The sequence below is a fragment of the Nostoc sp. genome, from assembly GCF_036916975.1.
Classification (GTDB): Bacteria; Cyanobacteriota; Cyanobacteriia; order Cyanobacteriales; family Nostocaceae; genus Nostoc.
In genome coordinates, this window is sequence record NZ_JBALFF010000041.1 from 1 (window position 1) to 21,310 (window position 21,310).

Genomic DNA, 21,310 nt, shown 5'->3' on the forward strand with positions numbered 1-21,310 from the left:
AAACGTCCGGCTGTTCCTATGTTTATCGCGTAGTTGTTTAGGCGCACGGCGCGGTGTAACCGCGCCATTGCTTGTGACAGTTGCGTAAGTCCTGTTAATAATCAACGTCAACTTATTCCCAGAGAGGGCAGTATAGGTACTTATGGAGACTTACTCAAACTAGGACGTAGAGGCGATAACCTTACACCTCATCATATACCTGCGAATGCTTTTATGAAAGCTAAAGTTCCTGGTTATAGTACAGATAAAGGAATTGCCATTATGATGGAACATTTATCACCAGGAAAAGGAGGCCGTCATCGGCAAACAATTTCTTACGGTAAATCTCCTAATTTAACCTTATCAGCAAGAGAAACATTGGTTCAAGAAGTTTCGGATGTGCGTTCTATTTATCTTCGTCAAGGTTTGTACAATAGAGAAATCAGGAAAAGTCTGCAAGGTTTAATTAACCTGAATAGACTAACTTGGCAAGGTATTTTTGATAAAGTAGGTTTAAACCGATGAATCAAAACAATCTATTGGCAATTTTAAGAGAAAATCGCTTGATGCAAACTCAACAGCAAGTTACCGACTTTGAAAATGCTTTAGCTGAAATAGCTGATAATTCTGATGAGCAAAATTTATCTGCATATCATCTTGTTTTAGATGATCAATGTCAACAGCCAGAAGTGATGTTCAGCTTAATTCATTTTCTCGAATCTTTTGATATAGAAGAACAAATTGCGGCTTTTATTAAAGTTGTACCCCAATTAATGATCAATGCACCTGAATGGACAAGAATCATTCATGACAGGATTTTAAATGATGATTCAGCTTGCCAAGTTTATCAAAAACTTTTACACTCAGCTAATTTGAACACACCTCATTTTATCTATCATCTTTTGGAAGAAAGTATTGTAAATAAACTAAAAAAACGTTGTTCAGTATAACTCAATAAATTTACCTTAAATCCCTTCTTTCATCTAATTCGCGTCGGTATTCTTCTATATATTCCAGCATCTCATCAAATTGCGGATCATCTTTATATTTACCAGCTATTTTTAACCAAGGGTTTTCTACTACTTGGGTTACTTCAATTGCTAAAGTGACTATCTTGGCAGACTCTAAACGATGTTGCAAATTTTGACTAAGTTTTTCTATCGCTTCCGTTTCTGTATTTCCTAAACCTTGACAGTCTGGTAAACCTAGTAATGTTGCTTTAACTGTACCATCTGGTTGATTTTCAATCATCACATCATAATTTAACTTAGGTGCAGTATTGTTAAGATAAGTTTTTACAGCTAAATTCATAATATTTGAATATTTCAATTTTTATATTGATTATAACATCTAGGTCAATTTAGCCTTAAGACAAATTAAGATATAGTCCAATCTTCTAAACGCAAATTAGGAACTTTTTCAAAATCCTTCCGGTTGCGGGTTACTAAAATACCATTCACCGACAGCGTAATTGCCGCAATGCGTAAGTCCTGAGTACCAATGCGGATTTTCTGCTTAACTAACTCAGCATAAACATTACAAGCTTTTGTATCAAATTCAAGTAATTTTATATTTTTGAAATATTCTATTTCATCCCATAATCCCTTGTATCCCCATATTAATTTGTCATACTTAGACGCTTGGTTACTATATTTGTTGATAACATTCAGCCATCCTTTAACTTTCTCCTCAAATGTAATCACTGTTATAGCTAAATTTTCAGGATTCTGCTGTCTTATGCGTTGTGTGACTAGTGAATGACTATTTTGAAATAACGATAGATGATCTGTATCTAATATCCACATAATACTTACTTTGTCTCATTCTCCAAGTCAATTTGACTTCGGTCAGCTTCTATGTATTCCAGAGCCTCAGTAAAAAGAGGATTATCTTTGTGCATTCCTGCAAATTTCATCCAAGGATGTTCGGTTTGGGGAGGTTCAATTTCCAAAGTCACTATTTCTGGTTTTCGCTCTTGTAAAAGTTGAATTAGTTTCTCTAGCGCTTCTTCTTTAGTGACACCAGAGCCTTTAAAATCTGGTAAGCCTAGCACTGTCGCACTAACTCCGCCATCTGGTTGATTTTCAATCAGCACATCATAAGTTAACTTGGGTGCAGTATTGTTAGGATAAGTTTTTACAGTTAAATTCATAATATTTTTAACCTGGAAGTTTTATATTGATTATAACTGCTGACCTACTTACTACTAACTTGAGAGTTTGTACGTGTTAGCGTAGCGTCTCGTAGACAGGGCTATTTCATTCTATTTTTACGGCAGTTTTTAGGAATCTTTTTCAGAAAAATAAGAATTTAAACGCGATTTAAGTTGAGAACCGTAGTTTTTGCCCTCACCCTAAATCCCTCTCCCAAGTCTGGGAGAGGGACTTTGAAAACGTCACATTTTAGAATGAAATAGCCCTGTCTCGTAGAGAAGAAAAATTAAATTAAAAAATTACGAACTACGAATTACGAATTACGAATTATTTAAACGTCGCACTGATTAGTTTGGCAAAATTTGGCATTATCTATAAATTTTTGTAACTTATTCAAGGGAATTATCTGAAATGATGACCCACCCTGCACCTCAGCAGTGATGTAAGCAAACTTTTGCCCGCGATAAAATTGGTCACGCCCAACTTTGGTGATATATTGGGACTTCTGGAAATCATTAGCAATATTAAAATTATAAATATTTTGTAACAGTTTTACTGCATTGGCATTTTTTGTGGTGAATTTGATGCTTGAGTCACCACTAACGGTTATGCTTTCTTTGGTCACTGTCCCATTTTGAGAAGTGACATCAGCATAAAAGTATAAATTTCCCTTTGTACCGTCGTAGCCGTGGGCTTCGCTGTTGTATCTCAGAGTTGGTAGTTGAGGTCTGGTCTTTGCCCACTTAACAACGGTGCTGATATTTTGGTCTGGAAGCGCATTTGCCGGAGTGACGGTTAAAATAATTGCGATCGCAGATAGGGTAGCATTAAATAAATAGTTAAATTTATAACTTTTGTACATCGTATTTTCCGGTTAAAGAATCCTGAGAGCAAATGCTTAAACCATCACAAGTTAAGAACTATTTGCCAGGTTATCTTATTTATTAATCTTCATTGTGCAGTAGCAAAAATAACTTAACATCGATTAATGACTACTGTCCACCGACATTACTGTAGGCAAGTTGCTTTCAATTAAAATTTTGTATAAATTGTAATAATTGGAGAGTGGACAGTCCCACAAACATCAAAATAAGGGTTTTCAGCATCAGTAGACCGTGCTTACCCTATTATTTAGTTACAAAACTTAGATTTTGTCTCAGCCAAAGAAGAGTATGTACTCTTAAGACTGGATGTATCTAAGCTACAGGTTCTACACAGTTCTTAATAAACCAGCTTTGAGAACGCAAAACGTTCTAATCTAAAAGCTAACCGGGTTAATTTACTGGCAGTTTTGCAGGCATTACTCTCAAGCTTATAAAGCACAGACACACCGATGTGTCAAGCCTCAAAGCAACCCAGACTTAACACATAAATGATTATGATGGGAGTTTTACAAATCCGATGAGTGTTAAGGCAAGTGGTGGAAGCTCAGTTGCGCGTCCGCAACTATATCAAACCCTAGCTGTAGCGACAATTACCCAAGCCGAGCAGCAAGACCGCTTTTTGGGAAGTGGTGAATTAGATGAACTGGCAAGCTATTTTGCGTCTGGTGCAAAGCGTCTAGAAATTTCTCAGACGCTGACGGATAATGCCGAGATTATCGTATCTCGCGCTGCCAACCGGATTTTTGTCGGTGGTTCGCCAATGGCTTTTTTAGAAAAGCCCAGAGAAATAGAAATAGTACCTGTTAGTGCTGGTGCTAATGTTCAGCAAGGGATGCAACTGGGAACTGTAACCTACGTTGAAAGTCGTGGTGGGTTCCTAGAAAATTTACGCTCAATATTTAACTCATCCCCCAGTGGCCCGACACCTCCGGGTTTTAGACCAATTAACATTGCTCGCTATGGGCCGAGCAACATGGCCAAGAGCTTGCGGGATTTATCCTGGTTCTTGCGCTACGCTACTTATGCGATCGTTGCTGGCGACCCCAACATCATAGCGGTGAACACACGGGGTTTGCGGGAAATAATTGAAAATGCCTGCTCTGGTGAAGCAACGCTAGTAGCTTTGCAAGAAATCAAAGCCGGGTCACTTTCCTTTTTCCGCAAAGATGCTGAGGCTACAGAAATTGTGTCTCAGTACATGGATGTTTTGCTAACAGAATTCAAAGCAGCCACACCTTCAAATAAAGTTCGCCAACGCCCTTCTAGCGACCAGCAAGGTTTGGAACTGCCACAAATTTACTTTAATGCGGCAGAACGGCGTCCCAAGTTTGTAATGAAAACTGGGTTGTCAAGTAGCGAAAAAAATGAGGTAATCAAGGCTACATATCGACAAATTTTTGAGCGCGATATTACCCGTGCTTATAGCTTGTCCATATCTGACCTAGAATCCAAGGTGAAAAATGGCGACATCTCCGTGAAGGAGTTTGTCCGTCGTCTAGCTAAATCTCCCCTTTACCAAAAACAGTTTTACCAGCCTTTTATTAACAGCCGAGTCATCGAACTAGCTTTCCGTCACATTCTGGGACGAGGGCCAAGTAGCCGCGAAGAAGTACAAAAATACTTTTCCATTATTTCTACCGGTGGTCTAGCAGCCTTAGTGGATGCCTTAGTAGATTCTGCTGAATACAGCGACTATTTTGGCGAAGAAACAGTACCCTACCTCCGGGGTCTTGGTCAAGAAGCACAAGAATGTCGCAACTGGGGCCCGCAGCAAGACCTGTTTAACTACAGTGCGCCTTTCCGCAAGATACCTCAGTTTATCACCACATTTGCTGCTTACGAACAACCACTACCAGACCAACATCCCTATGGTTCTGGTAATGATCCCTTAGAAATTCAATTTGGGGCGATTTTCCCGAAAGAAACTCGCAACCCCAGCACCAGTCCGGCTCCTTTTGGCAAGGATACCAAGCGCATCCTGATTCACCAAGGGGCAGGGATTAATAACCAAAATAGCAATCCTAACGCGCGGGGTGAAGCTCCTGGTACCCTTGGGCCTAAGGTGTTCAAGTTAGACCAACTGCCTGGTACTATTGGTAGAAAAGCTGACAAAGGTTCTAGCGTCAGATTCTCTGAAAGCTCGACACAAGCACTGATTAAAGCTGCTTACCTGCAAGTTTTTGGTCGCGATCTTTACGAAGGTCAGCGCCCGAAGGTATTGGAAATCAAGCTGGAAAACGGCGACATCTCTGTACGGGAGTTTATCCGTGCTTTGGCTAAGTCGGATGTATTCCGCAATCTGTACTGGTCATCGCTCTATGTTTGTAAAGCGATCGAATATATTCACCGCCGCTTGTTGGGTCGTCCGACTTATGGTCGTCAAGAAATCAACAAGTACTTTGATATCGCTGCTAAACAGGGCTTTTACGCGGTAGTTGATGCCATCATTAACAGCGTAGAATACAGCGAAGCATTTGGTGAAGATACAATTCCTTACGAACGGTATCTGACTCCTGGTGGTGTATCAGGGCGACAATTGCGCGTTGGTAGTATTCGTGAAGATGTTGCAGCGAAAGTTCAGAAGGAAGTAACGCCGAGCTTTGTGACACTGGGTACAGTCACAGAAAATCGGTCAGAGCCAGATATTCAGTTCCGCATTAACCAAGGTGTCAGCAAGCAACGCGAACAAACCAAAATCTTCAAGTTGGTGGCGAATACCAGTGACAAAGTTGCTGTAAAAACTTTGATAAGCGCTGCGTATCGTCAGATTTTTGAGCGGGATATTGCACCATATATCGCCAAAAATGAATTTACGGCGTGGGAAAGCAAGCTGGGTAACGGCGAAATTAGTGTGAAGGAGTTTGTTGAAGGTTTGGGTTACTCTAACCTCTACCTGAAAGAGTTCTACACACCTTACCCCAACACCAAAGTGATTGAGTTGGGAACGAAACACTTCTTGGGACGTGCGCCACTAGACCAAGCAGAAATCCGTAAGTATAACCAGATTTTGGCTACTCAAGGTATTCGTGCCTTTATTGCTGCTTTGGTAAATAGTGTCGAATATAACGAAGTGTTTGGTGAAGATACGGTGCCTTACCGTCGCTTCCCAACCCTACCTGCGGCAAACTTCCCGAATACAGAAAAGCTCTACAACCAGCTTACCAAGCAAAACGATGACGTAGTTGTGCCAAGCTTTAAACCAGTGCAAGCCCGCGTCGGAACTAGCGATACGCCGCTTTTGACACAGGCGATCGCAGATATAGCAGCGCAAACAAATGGTAAGCCCTCATTTGCTGAACTGGGTCGTTCCTACAACGATGGGAACGGACAATCAGTGGAAGTGGCTGTGCGTAAACATGCACGTATTTACCGTCTAGCTGAAACCACAAACCAAGCCGAAAGACAACAGGCAATCAACGCTATTTACCGTCAAGTGTTGGATGTATTTAGCGATGAAGTGCCTGATAATTTCCGCCGTAGTGACCTAGAGGGCAAACTCCAGAACGCTGAAATTTCCGTGCGAGAGTTTGTGCGTCAACTAGCTAGTTCCGAAATCTATCGCCAGCGCTTCTTATCACCTTATCCTCATGCCAAGGTGATTGAGTTCCTCTTCCGTCACCTGTTGGGGCGTACACCCGCAGATCAGGAAGAAATTCGCCAGTATCACAATCTGCTAGCTGATAGTGGTTTGTCTGCTGCTGTAGAAGCAATAGTCGAGAGCCAAGAATATAGCCGCTACTTCGGTGAAGATGTTGTGCCTTACAACCGCTTTCCAATAGGGAGTAGGTAGTAGGAATAGGGAGTAGGGAGTAGGGAGTAGATTATTTACTGCCCCCTACCCCCTTCGTAACCTTTCGTAATATTGCTCTCAGATTAGAGCTAAAATCCGAAATTCTGAAAAAGAATATTACAAAGTGTTAAGAGCAGCAATAAATGCTCAACAGAATGCCGGAAAATGTTTTGCGGAAGGTAACTGAGTTTAAAAGCTTGTTTACTTGTGTTGACTTAAGAAAACTCGTAATTTCTTAGCCGTAACAGTTATTAAACTGTTGTATCTAAAAGAACGAGAGAACGAACTCAGTGAACCAAATTAAAGTCACACCAGTTCTAATCAAATCCTGGTTTCATTCGTATTTGGAGGAATCCATTAATGAGTATTGTCACGAAAGCTATCGTGAATGCTGATGCAGAAGCCCGCTACCTCAGCCCTGGTGAATTAGATCGGATCAAGTCCTTTGTTGCAAGTGGCGAGCGCCGTGTGCGGATTGCTCAAGTTTTGTCAGAAAATCGTGAACGGCTTGTTAAGCAAGCTGGCGATCAACTGTTCCAAAAGCGTCCTGATGTTGTGTCTCCTGGTGGTAACGCTTACGGTCAAGAATTGACTGCTACTTGTCTGCGTGACCTAGATTATTACCTCCGCCTCGTTACCTACGGTATCGTTGCTGGTGATGTTACCCCCATCGAAGAAATTGGTGTCATCGGTGCCCGTGAACTGTACAAGTCCTTGGGAACTCCTATCGATGGTGTTGCTGAAGGTATCCGTGGGCTGAAGAATGTAGCTACTACATTGCTGTCTGGTGATGATGCTGCTGAAGCTGGTACTTACTTCGACTACTTAGTTGGTGCCCTGCTATAGGGTGATGCTGTTTCTCTGCCGAAACACAAGTATTGCAATACGGTTGGAAATAAGGAATTAACAACATGGCTCAAGACGCAATTACTGCTGTAATTAACTCCGCAGACGTTCAAGGTAAATACCTAGACGCTTCTGCTTTACAAAAGCTAAAAGGTTACTTCGCCACTGGCGAACTGCGAGTCCGGGCTGCTAGCACCATCAGCGCTAACGCTGCTGCGATCGTTAAAGAAGCTGTAGCAAAATCTTTGCTATACTCTGACATCACTCGTCCCGGTGGTAACATGTACACCACCCGCCGCTATGCTGCTTGCATCCGTGATTTGGACTACTACCTCCGCTATGCCACCTACGCTATGTTAGCTGGCGATCCTTCCATTTTGGATGAGCGTGTATTAAATGGCTTGAAGGAAACCTACAACTCTTTAGGAGTTCCTGTTGGTGCTACCGTGCAAGCTATCCAAGCAATCAAAGAAGTAACCGCTAGCTTGGTTGGTTCTGATGCTGGTAAAGAAATGGGTGTTTACTTAGACTATATCTCTTCTGGCTTAAGCTAAGAACTAGTTTGCGCTTAAGAATTTAGGTGCGACTTTATTAAGGTCTGGAAATCAGCCGTGAGTGCTAGAACGTTATATTGCTTATCTTGGTAAATTATCACTGATGAGTGTTGGTGGTCTAGTATTGATGTTTGATTTCCAGCCTTTGAATGATAAAAAGATTTGCACTCAAGATTTTGAGATAAAAAAGTTTTCACAAAATTTACAGGAGATTTTCAAAACATGGCCCGTTTTTTTAAAATTACTGCTCTAGTTCCCAGTCAAACCAGAATTCGTACCCAACGCGAACTCCAAAATACTTACTTCACTAAGCTAGTTCCTTATGAGAATTGGTTCCGCGAACAGCAACGCATTCAAAAAGCAGGCGGCACAATCATTAAGGTAGAACTGGCAACTGGTAAGCAAGGTGCTAATACTGGGTTGTCGTAATTGCTGTAGATAAAACATTATTTTAGAGAATTGGTAAGAGGTCGGCAAAGACCTCTTTTTTGTAGCTAGTATTTTTGAAAATAAGAAGTTAAACATATTTAAAAGGCGATAACCTCGAGTATAAATCCGAAAGAATGATGGGACTATTCAGACATGCTGAAATATAACCCGCAGCAGGAATTCGGATTTGCTGGAATAGCTCAGGCTTTAATGTGTGTTCAAATAGTAGTCGGTAGTGTCGCCTTATAGCAATTTTATCAGCAAGCTCATCAAAGAGTCGATCGCCAAGCTCAGAAAATGCGATCGCGTATTGGTGATTCTCCTAAGAGTTCTTCTAATATCAAGTCTGGATAATTAATTATGATTCCCACAGTCATAGCACCCCACCCCCAGCCCCTCCCGAAGAGTGGGGTGGGGTTCTTGAGGTTTAATTAAGTAATCAAGCAGACATGGTATAACATAAATTCTTCCAAGTTATTTTAAATTGACAACGAATCTGGCTGTTAAAACATCTATATCCAGTATTTCTGTCTTATCAAACTAAATTGAGCAAGACAAACTAACTTAAATATAAATAAATACTTAACAATATCAGTTCCCCATCCATGAAACCCTCAAAACTAGCTGGATAAAAGGAATAAGTGAAAATACGGTTGTAATCACGGGTACTTGTAGTATTAAATGTGAATTATTTTCCCCATTTTTTCGGTTTTTAAAGCTGTAATAAAACATTTCAAGATTTGACTAGATAAAATTTTGTCATTTAAATAACCCTTTTAATAAATTAGTTATCGAGTTTTGGGCAAATTCACAAAGCAAAATTAGAGAAGAGGCTTCCATGTACGGATTAGTAAACAAGGCGATTCAAGATATGGTGTGCAGTCGCTTTGGCGAAGAGACTTGGAAAAAAATTAAGCACAAAGCAGAGGTGGATGTAGATGTTTTCCTCAGTATGGAAGGCTATCCTGATGACATCACCCACAAGCTGGTAAAAGCTGCTAGTGTCGTTCTGAGTTTAGCTCCCTCACAGATTATGCAAGCTTTTGGAGAATTTTGGGTTGAGTACACAGCCCAAGAAGGCTATGGCGAAATGATGGATATGAGTGGAGATACACTACCTGATTTTTTAGAAAACCTTGATAATCTTCATGCTCGTGTGGGAGTTAGCTTTCCTAAACTCCAACCCCCATCATTTGAGTGTAGTGATATAGAGGAAAATTCTCTGAGCTTACATTATCGCTCTGATAGAGAAGGGTTAACGCCAATGATTATTGGACTAGTTAAGGGATTGGGAACCAAGTTTGATACAGAAGTTGAGATTACCCAAACCCAGAGTCGAGATGAGGGTGCTGAACATGATGAATTTTTAGTGATTTATAAATCAAATTGAATACAGTAGCATGGCTCCTCCTCACCTTACACTTTCGCCAGAGTTGCTGGCGAAAGCTTTTCCCTTCCACTTTGCTTTTAACCGTAATCGGGAAATTGTACAAGCTGGTGATGTTTTAAGGCGCATTTGTCCTGAACCGCTAGTTGGTAAATTGATTGAGCAGTATTTCCAGATAAATCGTCCAAAAATTTTGGTCGATTTTGATGCTATTACTAAACAGTCCCGCGCTCTGTTTATATTAGAGTTTATCCACAATGGAATGCATCTCAAGGGCCAGATGATGTATCAACCAGAGCAGGAGGTAATATTTTTTTTAGGTTCTCCCTGGATTACAGATACAACTAGCCTGACTTCTCTGGGTATCAAACTCAAAGACTTTGCAATTCACGACCAAATTGTTGATTTTCTGTTTCTACTGCAAGCTCAGAATACTGCTTTGGTTGATGCCAAAAAGTTAACAAGTGAACTGAAACAGCAAAAGGCACAACTACAGAGTGCGCTACTAATGAAGGAGAATTTAGCGGAAGCTGAAGCTCAGTCTAAAAAATTGGAAAAATCGCTCCGGGAGTTACAGCAAACTCAAGCCCAATTAGTCCAGGCTGAGAAAATGTCCAGTCTGGGACAGTTAGTTGCAGGAGTTGCTCACGAAATTAATAATCCTGTTAACTTTATTTACGGAAATTTGAAATATGCAAAGGATTATACGCAGTGTTTGCTGAACCTTGTGCATCTTTACCAGCAATTTTATGCCAATCCTGTACCAAAAATTCAAGAATACATTAAGGAAATTGAGTTAGATTTTTTACTAGATGATTTGCCAAAAATCCTAAATTCGATGCAATTAGGGGCCGAACGAATCACTGGAATTGTCTTGTCTCTGCGGAATTTTTCTCGTCTTGATGAAGCGGATAAAAAAAGTGTTGATATTCACCAGGGACTGGATAGTACTTTGCTAATTTTACAGAATCGCTTCAAGAATAGTAGTGATTATCCTGGGATGAAATTAGTGAAAAATTATGGAAATTTACCTTTAGTAGATTGCTACCCTGGTCAACTCAATCAAGTATTCATGAATATTATCAGTAATGCAATCGATGCCCTCGATGACTATAATAATAAACGCGCGATCGCAGAAATTCATGCTAATCCTAATACAATTACAATTACTACAGAAGTCATCGAAACGAACTGTGTGATCCGAATTGCTGATAATGGTTCAGGAATGACAGAAGCAGTTAAAGAACGACTGTTTGATCCATTTTTCACAACTAAGCCTGTAGGTAAGGGTACAGGATTGGGTTTATCAATTAGCTATCAGATTGTAGTTGAAAAACATGGGGGAACACTGAGATGTGTATCAGAGCTTGGACAAGGAACTGAGTTCTGGATTGAAATTCCCTTATCTATGGATAAACAAGCAGTTAATCACGTTAAATCGTTGAGTTTTACGAATTCTGATAATTCCGCAATACTTGCAGTGGGGGAGAGGGACTCACCACTTTCTTGTTTTGACTTCTGAATCTAAGGAAGTCTTAAATTTAGAGTTATCTCTGAATTCTGAATTATTCTTTAAACTACTATCCTTGATGTATAAAATAGTGATTTAAACTTTACATGCAGCGATGCCTACGGTGGTCACTGACTTGTACTGAACGCAGTCAAAGTAGCTTTGTCCTACCCCTTCCCTCCGCCAACGTGGAAGTAAGCTAGCAAAAGCGTCTCGAAGAGTTGTGTCGGCTTTGCCAACGCAATTTGTCAAAAATATTGAACTAGCGGTGTATTGAAGTTGACAATTCTAAAATTTATGGTTGTAAAGCCTACTTATAAGTTATAAGTTATGATTTATGAGTTTTATTTCTAACTCCTAATTCCTAACTTTTTACCTGTACTGCTCGTGAATCTACGCCGCCTGATTCCAATTTTTGATAGTTCAGTCTCCAACTGGGCATTAGAAGCGCGGCTGTTGCGCTGGTTAACGTTGATTTGGCTGTTCGTCGGCTTGGTCATGCTATTTTCAGCATCTTATCCTGTCGCTGATGCCCGTCATCAAGATGGGTTGTACTACTTTAAACGTCAACTGCTTTGGGTCTTAGTTTCCTTAGTCGGATTCAATATTATTGTTAATTCGCCATTGCAAAAAATTTTGGGAGTATCCCATTGGTTTTTATTAGTGTTTTTGACGTTAATTTTTATTACACTGATCCCAGGATTGGGAAAAAAGGCTTTTGATGCAGCGCGTTGGATTGCGATCGGGCCTATTCCGATTCAACCATCAGAATTAATTAAACCCTTTTTAGTGCTGCAAAGTGCGCGGCTTTTTGGTCAGTGGGAACGAATCAGTTGGCGGGTTCGCTTGGCTTGGTTGGGTATTTTTGGTCTGGTACTTTTAGGAATTCTTGCCCAGCCTAACTTGAGTACAACAGCACTTTGCGGCATGACTATTTGGCTAATTGCTTTAGCAGCTGGCTTACCTTACAAGTACCTGGGAGGAACAGCAATTGGTGGAGTCATGTTGGCAGTACTCAGTATTAGTATTAAAGAATATCAGCGTAAGCGGGTAATGTCATTCCTCAATCCGTGGGCGGATGCTACAGGAGATGGCTACCAGTTAGTGCAAAGTCTACTAGCTGTGGGTTCTGGTAAAACTTGGGGTTCTGGATATGGGCTTTCTCAACAAAAGCTGTTTTATTTACCCATTCAGGATACTGATTTTATTTTTGCGGTCTTTGCCGAAGAGTTTGGCTTTGTCGGCAGTATGGTATTGTTGACACTTTTAGCTACATTCGCCACTTTTGGATTAATTGTGGCGCTGAAGGCTAAAAATATAGTACATCGATTGGTAGCGATCGGCGTGACGATTTTGCTGGTCGGACAATCATTGCTTCATATTGGTGTTGCTACAGGTTCTCTACCAACTACTGGCTTACCTTTGCCCATGTTTAGTTATGGTGGTAATTCCATGATTGCTAGTTTAATAGCTGCTGGGTTGCTGATTCGGGTAGCACGCGAGGGTAGCGAAGCTGAGGTAGTACCGTTGCGAAAACCCTTATTAGAAAATGGGCGCAGACGCCGGGGTTTTGAGAAAAATAAGAATTGAGCCAACAAAAGCTTTTTGCAGAAATGAAATCGATTATGCAAGACCTAAAACAAACAATAATCAGCTACTCTAGCAGAAACCTCGAACAGCGCAAAAATTGGTATTCTCCGGCAGCAGAAGCTTACAATAAGGCAAGGCCCCGCTATCCTCAGCATTTGATTGATCGAGTTGTGGAAGTTGCTCAACTCTCCACTGACTCAAAAATTCTGGAAGTGGGATGTGGACCTGGAACTGCAACGGTAGCGTTGGCAAAGCCCGCCGTAAACATCCCTCAATTAGGTTGCTCTATAATCTGCTTAGAACCCAATCCAGATTTTTTCCAGCTAGCTCAACAAAATTGTCAACCGTATTCTAATGTAGAAATTGAAAACACATCTTTTGAAGAGTGGGAACTCAAGCCATTTGAATTTGATGCCGTTTTAGCAGCGAGTTCTTTTCATTGGATATCACCAGAAGTTGGATATCCAAAAGCAGCAAATGCCCTAAAAGAGAATGGCTACCTGATTTTATTGTGGAACAAGGAACTTCAACCCAGCTATGAAGTGTATCAAATTTTATCACAAATCTATCAATTACATACTCCATCTCTTGACCGATATGAAGACCAAGAAACACAAGAATATATCTTGAGACAATTAGGAAATATGGCCATTGATTCTGGTCAATTCAAAAATTTGATATCTGGACAATTTATATCAGAAGTAACCTACACTGTTGATGAATATTTAACACTTTTGAATACTTACTCGCCATACATAAAATTAGATCCAGAAAATAAAGAGTCTTTATTTTTAGGATTAAGACATCGCATAGAAGATGATTTTGGAGGCAGTCTGCAACTTTCATATATCTCTGCTTTTCACATCACTCAAAAAGTTACCTCAGAGGTAAGGGAGTCTTAAATAATTTGTAATTCCTAATTCGTAATCCTTCGACTTACCTCGGCAACACTTGGCACAAGTCGCTCAGTACAAGTTCGTAATAGAGCCTCCGGCACGCTCCACGTAAAGCCAAGCGTTGCCGCAGGCTTTACGTAATTTTTGTTTTGTGACCTTTATAGACAATTTAATATCCAGTATAATTAATAACTCAGATTAAAAGCCCAAACTGATGGGCGAAAAATTGAACTTTTCCCGTTAAGCCAGCATATAGCCTGATTTTTGATTCCCATACTAGATGTGAGTTGGAAAATCCTGTAAAACTACTTTATTGCTTTACAAAAACGTCAACTTGCTAGATGATAACAACGAAAGGGAAATAATTAGTAAATATATAGTATTTTTAGCTATCGGTAGTTGTGTGAAAATCGTGTAATTACGTAGCTGGAGTCGGTTTGAGTTTCCCTCATTACCTTAGCTCGAAGTAAAGAAATGGCAACATTAAATACCTCACACTTCCAAGAAAATCCTGCAACTTCCACCTCCAATACCCATAGTTTAGTCTTCATCGACATGGCGGTTGAAGACTATAGCGATTTAGTCAATGGCGTGCTTGATAATGCCCAAGTGTTCGTGCTTGACTCGACCCAGGACGGTGTTGAACAAATTACAGAAATTCTAGCGAGTTGCGTAGACGCGCAGCGGCTTGTCGCTAGACATCGCCCGAATTTGATTAATATTCATATTGTGTGCCACGGTGCCCCAGGTTACTTACAATTGGGCAACACCCATTTAGGACTGGATACCCTTGACAAATACAAAAAGCAACTGCAACTATGGCAAAAGATATTCTCAACCTCTGCCAAAAACGATAACCTTTGCAACTTACTCATCTATGGTTGCAATGTGGCTTTGGGTGATGCAGGGACAGAATTTGTAGAAAAACTGCACCAACTCACCAAAGCAAATATTGCCGCTTCCCGTCGGCGAATTGGCAATGCAGCATTAGGTGGTAACTGGGAGTTAGAAGTCCGTACCAGTGATATGGAAGCGAGTTTAGCATTTGCAGAAACGACGCGCAAGGCATACGCAGGGGTACTGGCGACGTTCACGGTGAATAATACTGGGGACACAGATGATGGCAAACCGAACAACGGCATCACAACACTCCGAGAGGCAATTGACTTAGCCAATGCTACTGCTGGGGATGATACGATCGCCTTTGGGGGAATATTCACAGATACCACTCCAGATACGATCACCCTCACCTCTGGGCAACTGACGATTACCGATGATCTTACCATCTTGGGGACTGGGACATCTCAGCTGAGTGTGAGTGGAAAGAATGCCTCAACAGTATTCGAGATATCGGGTCTAGGGACAGATGTCAGTATTAATGGACTGGCGATCGCTGGCGGTAGTATTAAGGTTAATAGAACTTCCATCCTCAGCCTAGCTAACAGCAGTGTGTCTGGTAATACAACAGGAAGTGGTATCTCTAACAGCGGCATCCTCAGCCTTACTAACACTAGCGTCTTTGGCAATACGCAAGGCGGTATCTATAACGGTGGCACTCTCAGCCTAACGGGAAGCAGTGTCTCTGGTAATACCGGGGCAAACAAGATTTTCAATGGCAATACTGCCGGAGGTGGCATTTTTAATGACGCTTCCTCTGGTGAAACTGGTATTCTCAACCTACTTAACAGCAGTGTCTCTGGCAATACGGCAAACTCCGGTGGTGGCATCTATAATCAAGGCGGTAGTCTCACGCTGACCAATAGCACTGTCTCTGGCAATACTGCAACCTCCGGCGGTGGCATTTTTAACGGAGATGATGGTAGTTATTTTAGCAGTTCAGCTACTCTAACTAACACCACCATCTCTGGCAATACAGCGTTAGAGGATGGCGGTGGCATATACAATGGCAGCGCCTACGTGGGTGGCAACAGCCTCACCCTAATCAGCAGTACAATTAATAACAACACAGCCGACTCAGATAGTAATGGTACTGGCAATGGCGGAGGTGTTTTTAGTACCTCTGATGAGAGCAAGGTTAGTAACACTATCATTGCAGGCAACTTCGACAAGTCCACCTCCGGTGATATACACCCCGATGTGAGTGGTGCGCTGATTGACTCCGGCAATAACCTGATTGGCAATAATACTGGTAGCACTGCCTTTACTACCAGCACCCTCGTCGGCACAAGTGCTAGCCCCATTGACCCCAAACTCGGACTGCTGCAAAATAACGGTGGTGCAACCTTAACCCAGGCGTTACTTGCAAATAGCCCTGCTATTGATGCTGGCAAGAATTCCCTAGTTACTACAGGTGTGATCACTGACCAACGCGGCACTCCATTTAGCCGCATATTCAACGGTGTTGTTGATATTGGTGCTTACGAAGTCCAATCCCCCATCACTTTGCCACCTGTTAATACTGACACATTTGTGGTGACTAATACCAACGATTCTGGATCCGGGTCATTGCGGCAGGCTATCCTCAATGCCAATGCGACCTCTGGGGCAGATACGATTACCTTTGCGGGCGTGTTCACCGATGCCACCCCAGATATCATCACCCTCACCTCTGGCAAATTAACCATTACCGATGATATTACCATTTTGGGGACTGGGGCATCTAACCTGATTGTGAGTGGGAATAATTCATCAGGCGTCTTTGAAATATCGGGTTCTGGGACAGATGCCAAGATTGATGGCTTGAAGATTACTAATGCTAATGATCCCTTGGGCAGTATTTTGCTCAATAGCAATACCAGCCTCAGCCTGACGCGAAGCACTGTCTCTGGCAATAGAGGCGAAGTAGGCGGCATATTTAACAGAGGCACTCTCAGCCTGACGGGAAGCACTGTCTCTGGCAATAACGGGTCTTCCTTAGGCGGCGGCATCTTTAACAAAGGCAACCTTAGCCTAATTAACAGCACTGTCTCAAGCAATAATGCAAACGTCAGTTTCAACACAGCCTATGGTGGCGGTATATTCAACACAGGCAAACTCAGTATAAATAACAGCACTGTCTCTAATAATAGTGCGTTCGCTAGCGGTCTTGATCGGGGAGGTCCTGACCCTTACCCATCTTACGGCGGCGGCATTTATAATTTAGGTAGCCTCAATATCACTAGCAGCACTGTATCTGATGATAGTGCGGCAGACGGCGGTGGCATCTCTAACTCAGGTACTTTTAGCCTGATTAACAGCACTGTCTCTAATAATAGTGTATATTACACCGGTGGCGGCATCTTGAACAGTGGCAGTCTCATTCTTACCAATGACACTATTACCAATAACACAGCAGAGGGCTTTGGCTATAACGGTGTTAGTGGCAACGGTGGGGGTGTTGTCAGTAAGGGCGGCAATGTTATAGTTGGCGATACGATCATTGCAGGCAATTTCTACATAGTCAATTCTGATGATCCCCGCGATTCTGGTAATTCCCGCGACGTTTCCGGCAACTTCACCGATGCTGGTAATAACCTAATTGGCGATCGCACTGCTAGCACTGGCTTTACTACCAGCACCCTCGTCGGCACCAGAATCAAACCCATTGACCCCAAACTCAGCGCCCTGCAAAATAATGGTGGTGCAACCTTTACTAATGCCTTACTTGGGGATAGTCCCGCCATTAATGCTGGCAATAATGCTCTGATTCCAGCAGGTATCACCACCGACCAACGAGGTGGTAATTTTAACAGAATATCTAAGGGTACAGTTGATATTGGTGCATTAGAGTTTAACGGGCTGAATGGAACCAATGGCGCTGATAATTTAGTAGGCAAGAACTACAGTGACGTAATTAACGCTCAAGCTGGGAACGATACCATCACAGGTAATCAAGGTAACGACATCCTAACTGGTGGCGGCGGCAAAAATAAATTTGTTTACAACTTAGGTGACGGTGTTGATACTATTACCGATTTCGGTGGGTTAGGTAAAGGCTCAAATCCATCAGCAGCAGTTATTAGCGAAGTGGATACCCTCAAATTTCAAGGTGCTGGATTGACAGCCCAAAATATGTTACTCAACCAGAATGGTAACAATCTGGAAATCACCTTTGATGGGGTGGCTAATGACAAAGTTATTCTACAAAACTTTCCCCTGGAAAACCTAGAGAACGTATCGGGAGTAGGCAATATCCTGTTTAATGGCCAAACCAGCATTAGTGAAAGCTTTGATGTCTTCGATGCCAACTCCACCCAAAACACTATCTTCAACAAGAACACAGTCACCTTTCTCAATGACCTGAACAACAATGTTAATGGGTTTGACAACTCAGCAGATGTTATTAATGGTCAGGGGGGTAATGACCGCATCGACGGCTTGAGTGGTAACGACCTGCTGCGCGGTGGTGCTGGTAATGATACCCTGCTTGGTGGTGCTGGTAATGATACCCTGGTTGGTGGTACAGGTAATAATATCCTCATCGGAGGTGCTGGTAATGACATCCTCATTGGCGGTGATTTTAGTGATACGCTGACTGGCGGTAGCGGTAATGACCAGTTCATCTACCAAACCCTTAGCAATAGTGATACAATCACCGACTTTAATAAAAACGATGATAAATTAATCCTTACTGACTTGTTTAAGAGTAGAGGCTACAGTGGCAGCAATCCCATCTCAGATGGTTATCTAAAGTTTGTGCAATCGGGTACTTCTACACAAGTTCAGTTTGCCTACTTGAGTGACAGTTTTTCTACCTTTGCAACTTTGAATAATTTCACGGCGACAAATCTGGTAGTCGGTACTAACGTCATCGTCTAGCGCTCAATTATAGTCTGTAGCCACTGTCTTCAAAGTCAAGGGATCATTTAAGAAATATTAGACATTTAGTAAAAAACAACGTAGAGACGTAGCACTGCTACGTTTCTATAAAGGTTCTGGATAACGCATAATTAATTTGTGCAGATGTCATTGCTTAATTTTGGATTTTAGATGTCTGTGAAATCTAAAATCCAAAATCTATAACTCTTAGAGTTGGCGCACTAATGGCTGACCATCTTTGACTTCACCAATCAAAACTAAATCGACACAGTTAACGAAAATACCATTTTCCAGAACGCCGGGAATGTTATTCAATGTCTTTTCTAGGCTGACTGGATCTTCAATAGAGTCAAATCTGACATCTAAAACAAAATTGCCTTGATCGGTAATCACTGGGCCAGCTTTTTTTACACCCATGCGGAGTTCTGGTTTACCACCGAGTTTTTTGATGGCATTAGTCACAGGAGTAATTGCCATTGGAATCACTTCCACAGGCACAGCGAAAGTAGAACCCAAGCGTTCTACTAATTTACCACTATCTACTACGACGATAAACTGTTCTGCCAGGTAGTCTACAACTTTTTCGCGGGTATGTGCTGCACCACCGCCTTTAATCAAATTCTTTTGCGGATCGACTTCATCTGCGCCATCAATGGCAATATCGATGTGGTCAATAGCATCCAAGGTGGCAAGAGGTACACCGTATTGCTTCGCCAGTACTTCTGACTGAAACGATGTAGGTATACCAATAATATCTTGAAGTTCACCAGACTTGAGGCGATCGCCCAAAAACTGAATCGTATATGCTGTTGTTGACCCCGTACCCAACCCCACAATAGAACCCGACTTTACTAAGGCGGCGGCGGCTTTGCCAACTTCTTGCTTCATCAACTTTACGGGATCTGCTGCTGCGGTCATTGCCAAAACTCCTGAAAAACTGACTATAGTCCATAGTAGTGGGCAGATAACCTCAAAAGATGAAAGGTAAAAAACAAGTTTTTGCTAATTTCTACTTCCTTGATTAGGAACTTCCAAAAAATAAAACATCCTAGTTTCCGGAACAAAGTAGATGACTAATGTAAAAATGAGGTATTGTACTATACAAAAGTTATGAGTAAATCCCAGTACACCGATCCTAGTTTTGAGCAACTTTTCGCTAACATTGACCCGAAAGTAGCAAATACCTTTACGGTGGAGCAATTAGAAGCGATAAAAAGGGGTTTGGACTCTCGTGCCAGAAAACGTCATTTTTTAGACATAAGACTTTCAGTACCAATTCCCGGATTAAGCTTTTATCTGGTGTTGCTAGCAGGTTCAGAACGTCGTTCTAAAATGCGTTTACGCTCTGAAAGAAGTTTATATCCTTTTTGGACTCCTGGCAATATTTTGTTTTTCATAGGATTTCTAATCATTCTATCGATTTGTACCTACACTATATTTTCTTCTGTATTGTCTTCACTTACTCCCACATCTAGCTCCTATTACCCTACTTCAATTCCTTGGATTGAGGATAAATCAGAATGTGAACACACTGGTAGAATCTGGAATCATGGGAAGTGCTGGGATTCTGAACAAAGTCCTAATTTTTAAAATTTATAGCCATACCTTATGTAGCTAGAGCAACATTGCCCAGCCTAAATTCGTCACTAACTGAGTTACAGGTTATTAAAAACACCAAATTTTACCTTAACCTCAGTAACGTAGTTTTTTAAATTCACGTTAGCAGCTAAAAGTGGTTATCATGATGCGTCAGCTTTCAATTACTCTATCTTTAGTGGCACTACTACAAAACTTACCAGCAATTGCTCAAGCCCCAGTGCCAGAAAATACTTCTGGAGTCACATCTGATGCCATTCAACAGGTAACTGCTGTAAAATGGATGACAAACTTTTCTGATGGCAAGTTTTATTCAGAAAAGTTACTCAGTAGGGCTGAATTAGCGTCAATTATGGTAAAAGCATTTGGGCTAAATAATAGACTTGCTGTTAGCAAAGAAAATTTAGCTATTCCAGATGTTCCTAGTTCTTATTGGGCATTTAATGATATACAGACAGTCTTAAAAACTGACATCATGAAAGGCTATCGCGGCAATGAATTCTTCCCTAACCAAAAGGTGACAAGGGCTGAAGCTCTGGCTATTTTCGCCCAGGCTTATGGTGTATTTCAGTTTCCCGATGAGGCTGTGAATGATATTCTCGCTTCATATCCAGATGAAAATTCTATCCCAACTTGGGCTAGAAAAGCGATCGCTACAGTAGCTACTGAAGGATTTCTCAATACAGATGCTCAAGGCAATATTTCCCCATTAAAACCTGTAACCCGTGGAGATATGGCTTATGTATTGAGTAAATATTTACAACGACAACAGCAACAACCCGAAACACCAGAAGTTCCGATTATTCCAAATAGCCCACAAACACCTTAGCTAGACTTTATCCAGGCAAGGTGCTTAAATAATTCGTAATTCGTAATTCGTAATTCGTAATTCGTAATTCGTAAATTTTGTTTTGTAATGAAGAGTGCTGTTGTGGGGA

At 41.5% G+C, this 21,310-nt stretch carries 18 protein-coding genes; 13 read left to right on the forward strand and 5 right to left on the reverse strand.

Features of this window, described 5'->3' with window-relative positions; translation table 11 throughout:
- Nucleotides 1-33: 33 nt before the first annotated feature.
- Entirely contained in the window at nucleotides 34-504 is a 471-nt protein-coding gene (locus V7K73_RS09285; RefSeq protein WP_334879213.1) for a hypothetical protein, read from the forward strand.
- A complete protein-coding gene (locus V7K73_RS09290; protein WP_334879215.1) occupies nucleotides 501-929 on the forward strand; it encodes an Imm30 family immunity protein in 429 nt (142 codons plus the stop codon). Before V7K73_RS09285 ends, V7K73_RS09290 begins: the two co-directional genes overlap by 4 nt.
- Before the next feature lie 10 nt (nucleotides 930-939).
- Here V7K73_RS09290 and V7K73_RS09295 read toward each other — a convergent pair whose 3' ends face one another.
- The 4 genes from V7K73_RS09295 to V7K73_RS09310 form a co-directional block, all read right to left on the reverse strand.
- Nucleotides 940-1,290: a hypothetical protein gene (locus V7K73_RS09295; protein ID WP_334879217.1), complete on the reverse strand. Its 351-nt coding sequence runs from the start codon at nucleotides 1,288-1,290 to the stop codon at nucleotides 940-942.
- A 65-nt stretch (nucleotides 1,291-1,355) separates the two neighbouring features.
- Nucleotides 1,356-1,784, reverse strand: a complete 429-nt coding sequence (locus V7K73_RS09300) for a type II toxin-antitoxin system VapC family toxin (RefSeq protein WP_334879218.1) — start codon at nucleotides 1,782-1,784, stop codon at nucleotides 1,356-1,358.
- Between the two features lie 5 nt (nucleotides 1,785-1,789).
- The gene (locus V7K73_RS09305; protein ID WP_334879220.1) at nucleotides 1,790-2,131 is read right to left on the reverse strand and encodes a type II toxin-antitoxin system HicB family antitoxin; all 342 of its coding nucleotides are present in this window, start codon (nucleotides 2,129-2,131) and stop codon (nucleotides 1,790-1,792) included.
- Nucleotides 2,132-2,463: 332 nt separating this feature from the next.
- Entirely contained in the window at nucleotides 2,464-2,994 is a 531-nt protein-coding gene (locus tag V7K73_RS09310) for a hypothetical protein (protein WP_334879222.1), read from the reverse strand.
- Nucleotides 2,995-3,533: 539 nt separating this feature from the next.
- On the opposite strand from V7K73_RS09310, the gene V7K73_RS09315 reads away from it, so the two are divergent.
- The 9 genes from V7K73_RS09315 (at nucleotide 3,534) to V7K73_RS09355 (ending at nucleotide 18,776) form a co-directional block, all read left to right on the forward strand.
- Nucleotides 3,534-6,806: a phycobilisome rod-core linker polypeptide gene (locus V7K73_RS09315; RefSeq protein ID WP_334879224.1), complete on the forward strand. Its 3,273-nt coding sequence runs from the start codon at nucleotides 3,534-3,536 to the stop codon at nucleotides 6,804-6,806.
- Between the two features lie 360 nt (nucleotides 6,807-7,166).
- Nucleotides 7,167-7,652: an allophycocyanin subunit alpha gene (apcA, locus tag V7K73_RS09320; RefSeq protein ID WP_334879225.1), complete on the forward strand. Its 486-nt coding sequence runs from the start codon at nucleotides 7,167-7,169 to the stop codon at nucleotides 7,650-7,652.
- A gap of 65 nt (nucleotides 7,653-7,717) precedes the next feature.
- Nucleotides 7,718-8,206 carry an allophycocyanin subunit beta gene (gene apcB / locus V7K73_RS09325; RefSeq protein ID WP_094349822.1) on the forward strand — a complete coding sequence of 163 codons (489 nt, stop codon included), beginning with the start codon at nucleotides 7,718-7,720 and terminating at the stop codon, nucleotides 8,204-8,206.
- Nucleotides 8,207-8,428: 222 nt separating this feature from the next.
- Complete coding sequence (locus V7K73_RS09330; RefSeq protein WP_179064020.1) at nucleotides 8,429-8,635, forward strand: phycobilisome linker polypeptide; 207 nt, start codon at nucleotides 8,429-8,431, stop codon at nucleotides 8,633-8,635.
- Between the two features lie 838 nt (nucleotides 8,636-9,473).
- Nucleotides 9,474-10,025 carry a heme NO-binding domain-containing protein gene (locus tag V7K73_RS09335; RefSeq protein WP_334879227.1) on the forward strand — a complete coding sequence of 184 codons (552 nt, stop codon included), beginning with the start codon at nucleotides 9,474-9,476 and terminating at the stop codon, nucleotides 10,023-10,025.
- Between the two features lie 10 nt (nucleotides 10,026-10,035).
- Nucleotides 10,036-11,544, forward strand: a complete 1,509-nt coding sequence (locus V7K73_RS09340) for a sensor histidine kinase (protein ID WP_334879229.1) — start codon at nucleotides 10,036-10,038, stop codon at nucleotides 11,542-11,544.
- A 375-nt stretch (nucleotides 11,545-11,919) separates the two neighbouring features.
- Nucleotides 11,920-13,122, forward strand: a complete 1,203-nt coding sequence (locus V7K73_RS09345) for an FtsW/RodA/SpoVE family cell cycle protein (RefSeq protein WP_334879231.1) — start codon at nucleotides 11,920-11,922, stop codon at nucleotides 13,120-13,122.
- Between the two features lie 35 nt (nucleotides 13,123-13,157).
- Nucleotides 13,158-14,024, forward strand: coding sequence for a class I SAM-dependent methyltransferase (locus tag V7K73_RS09350; RefSeq protein ID WP_334879233.1), 867 nt, complete (start codon nucleotides 13,158-13,160; stop codon nucleotides 14,022-14,024).
- A gap of 468 nt (nucleotides 14,025-14,492) precedes the next feature.
- Entirely contained in the window at nucleotides 14,493-18,776 is a 4,284-nt protein-coding gene (locus V7K73_RS09355; protein WP_334879235.1) for a DUF4347 domain-containing protein, read from the forward strand.
- 207 nt (nucleotides 18,777-18,983) lie between these two features.
- On the opposite strand, the gene rpiA is transcribed toward V7K73_RS09355, so the two are convergent.
- Nucleotides 18,984-19,694, reverse strand: a complete 711-nt coding sequence (gene rpiA / locus V7K73_RS09360) for a ribose-5-phosphate isomerase RpiA (RefSeq protein WP_118167310.1) — start codon at nucleotides 19,692-19,694, stop codon at nucleotides 18,984-18,986.
- 192 nt (nucleotides 19,695-19,886) lie between these two features.
- On the opposite strand from rpiA, the gene V7K73_RS09365 reads away from it, so the two are divergent.
- Both V7K73_RS09365 and V7K73_RS09370 read left to right on the forward strand, forming a co-directional pair.
- Nucleotides 19,887-20,366, forward strand: coding sequence for a hypothetical protein (locus V7K73_RS09365; RefSeq protein ID WP_334879238.1), 480 nt, complete (start codon nucleotides 19,887-19,889; stop codon nucleotides 20,364-20,366).
- Between the two features lie 154 nt (nucleotides 20,367-20,520).
- Nucleotides 20,521-21,201, forward strand: a complete 681-nt coding sequence (locus V7K73_RS09370) for an S-layer homology domain-containing protein (protein WP_334879246.1) — start codon at nucleotides 20,521-20,523, stop codon at nucleotides 21,199-21,201.
- The last annotated feature ends 109 nt before the right edge of the window (nucleotides 21,202-21,310 follow it).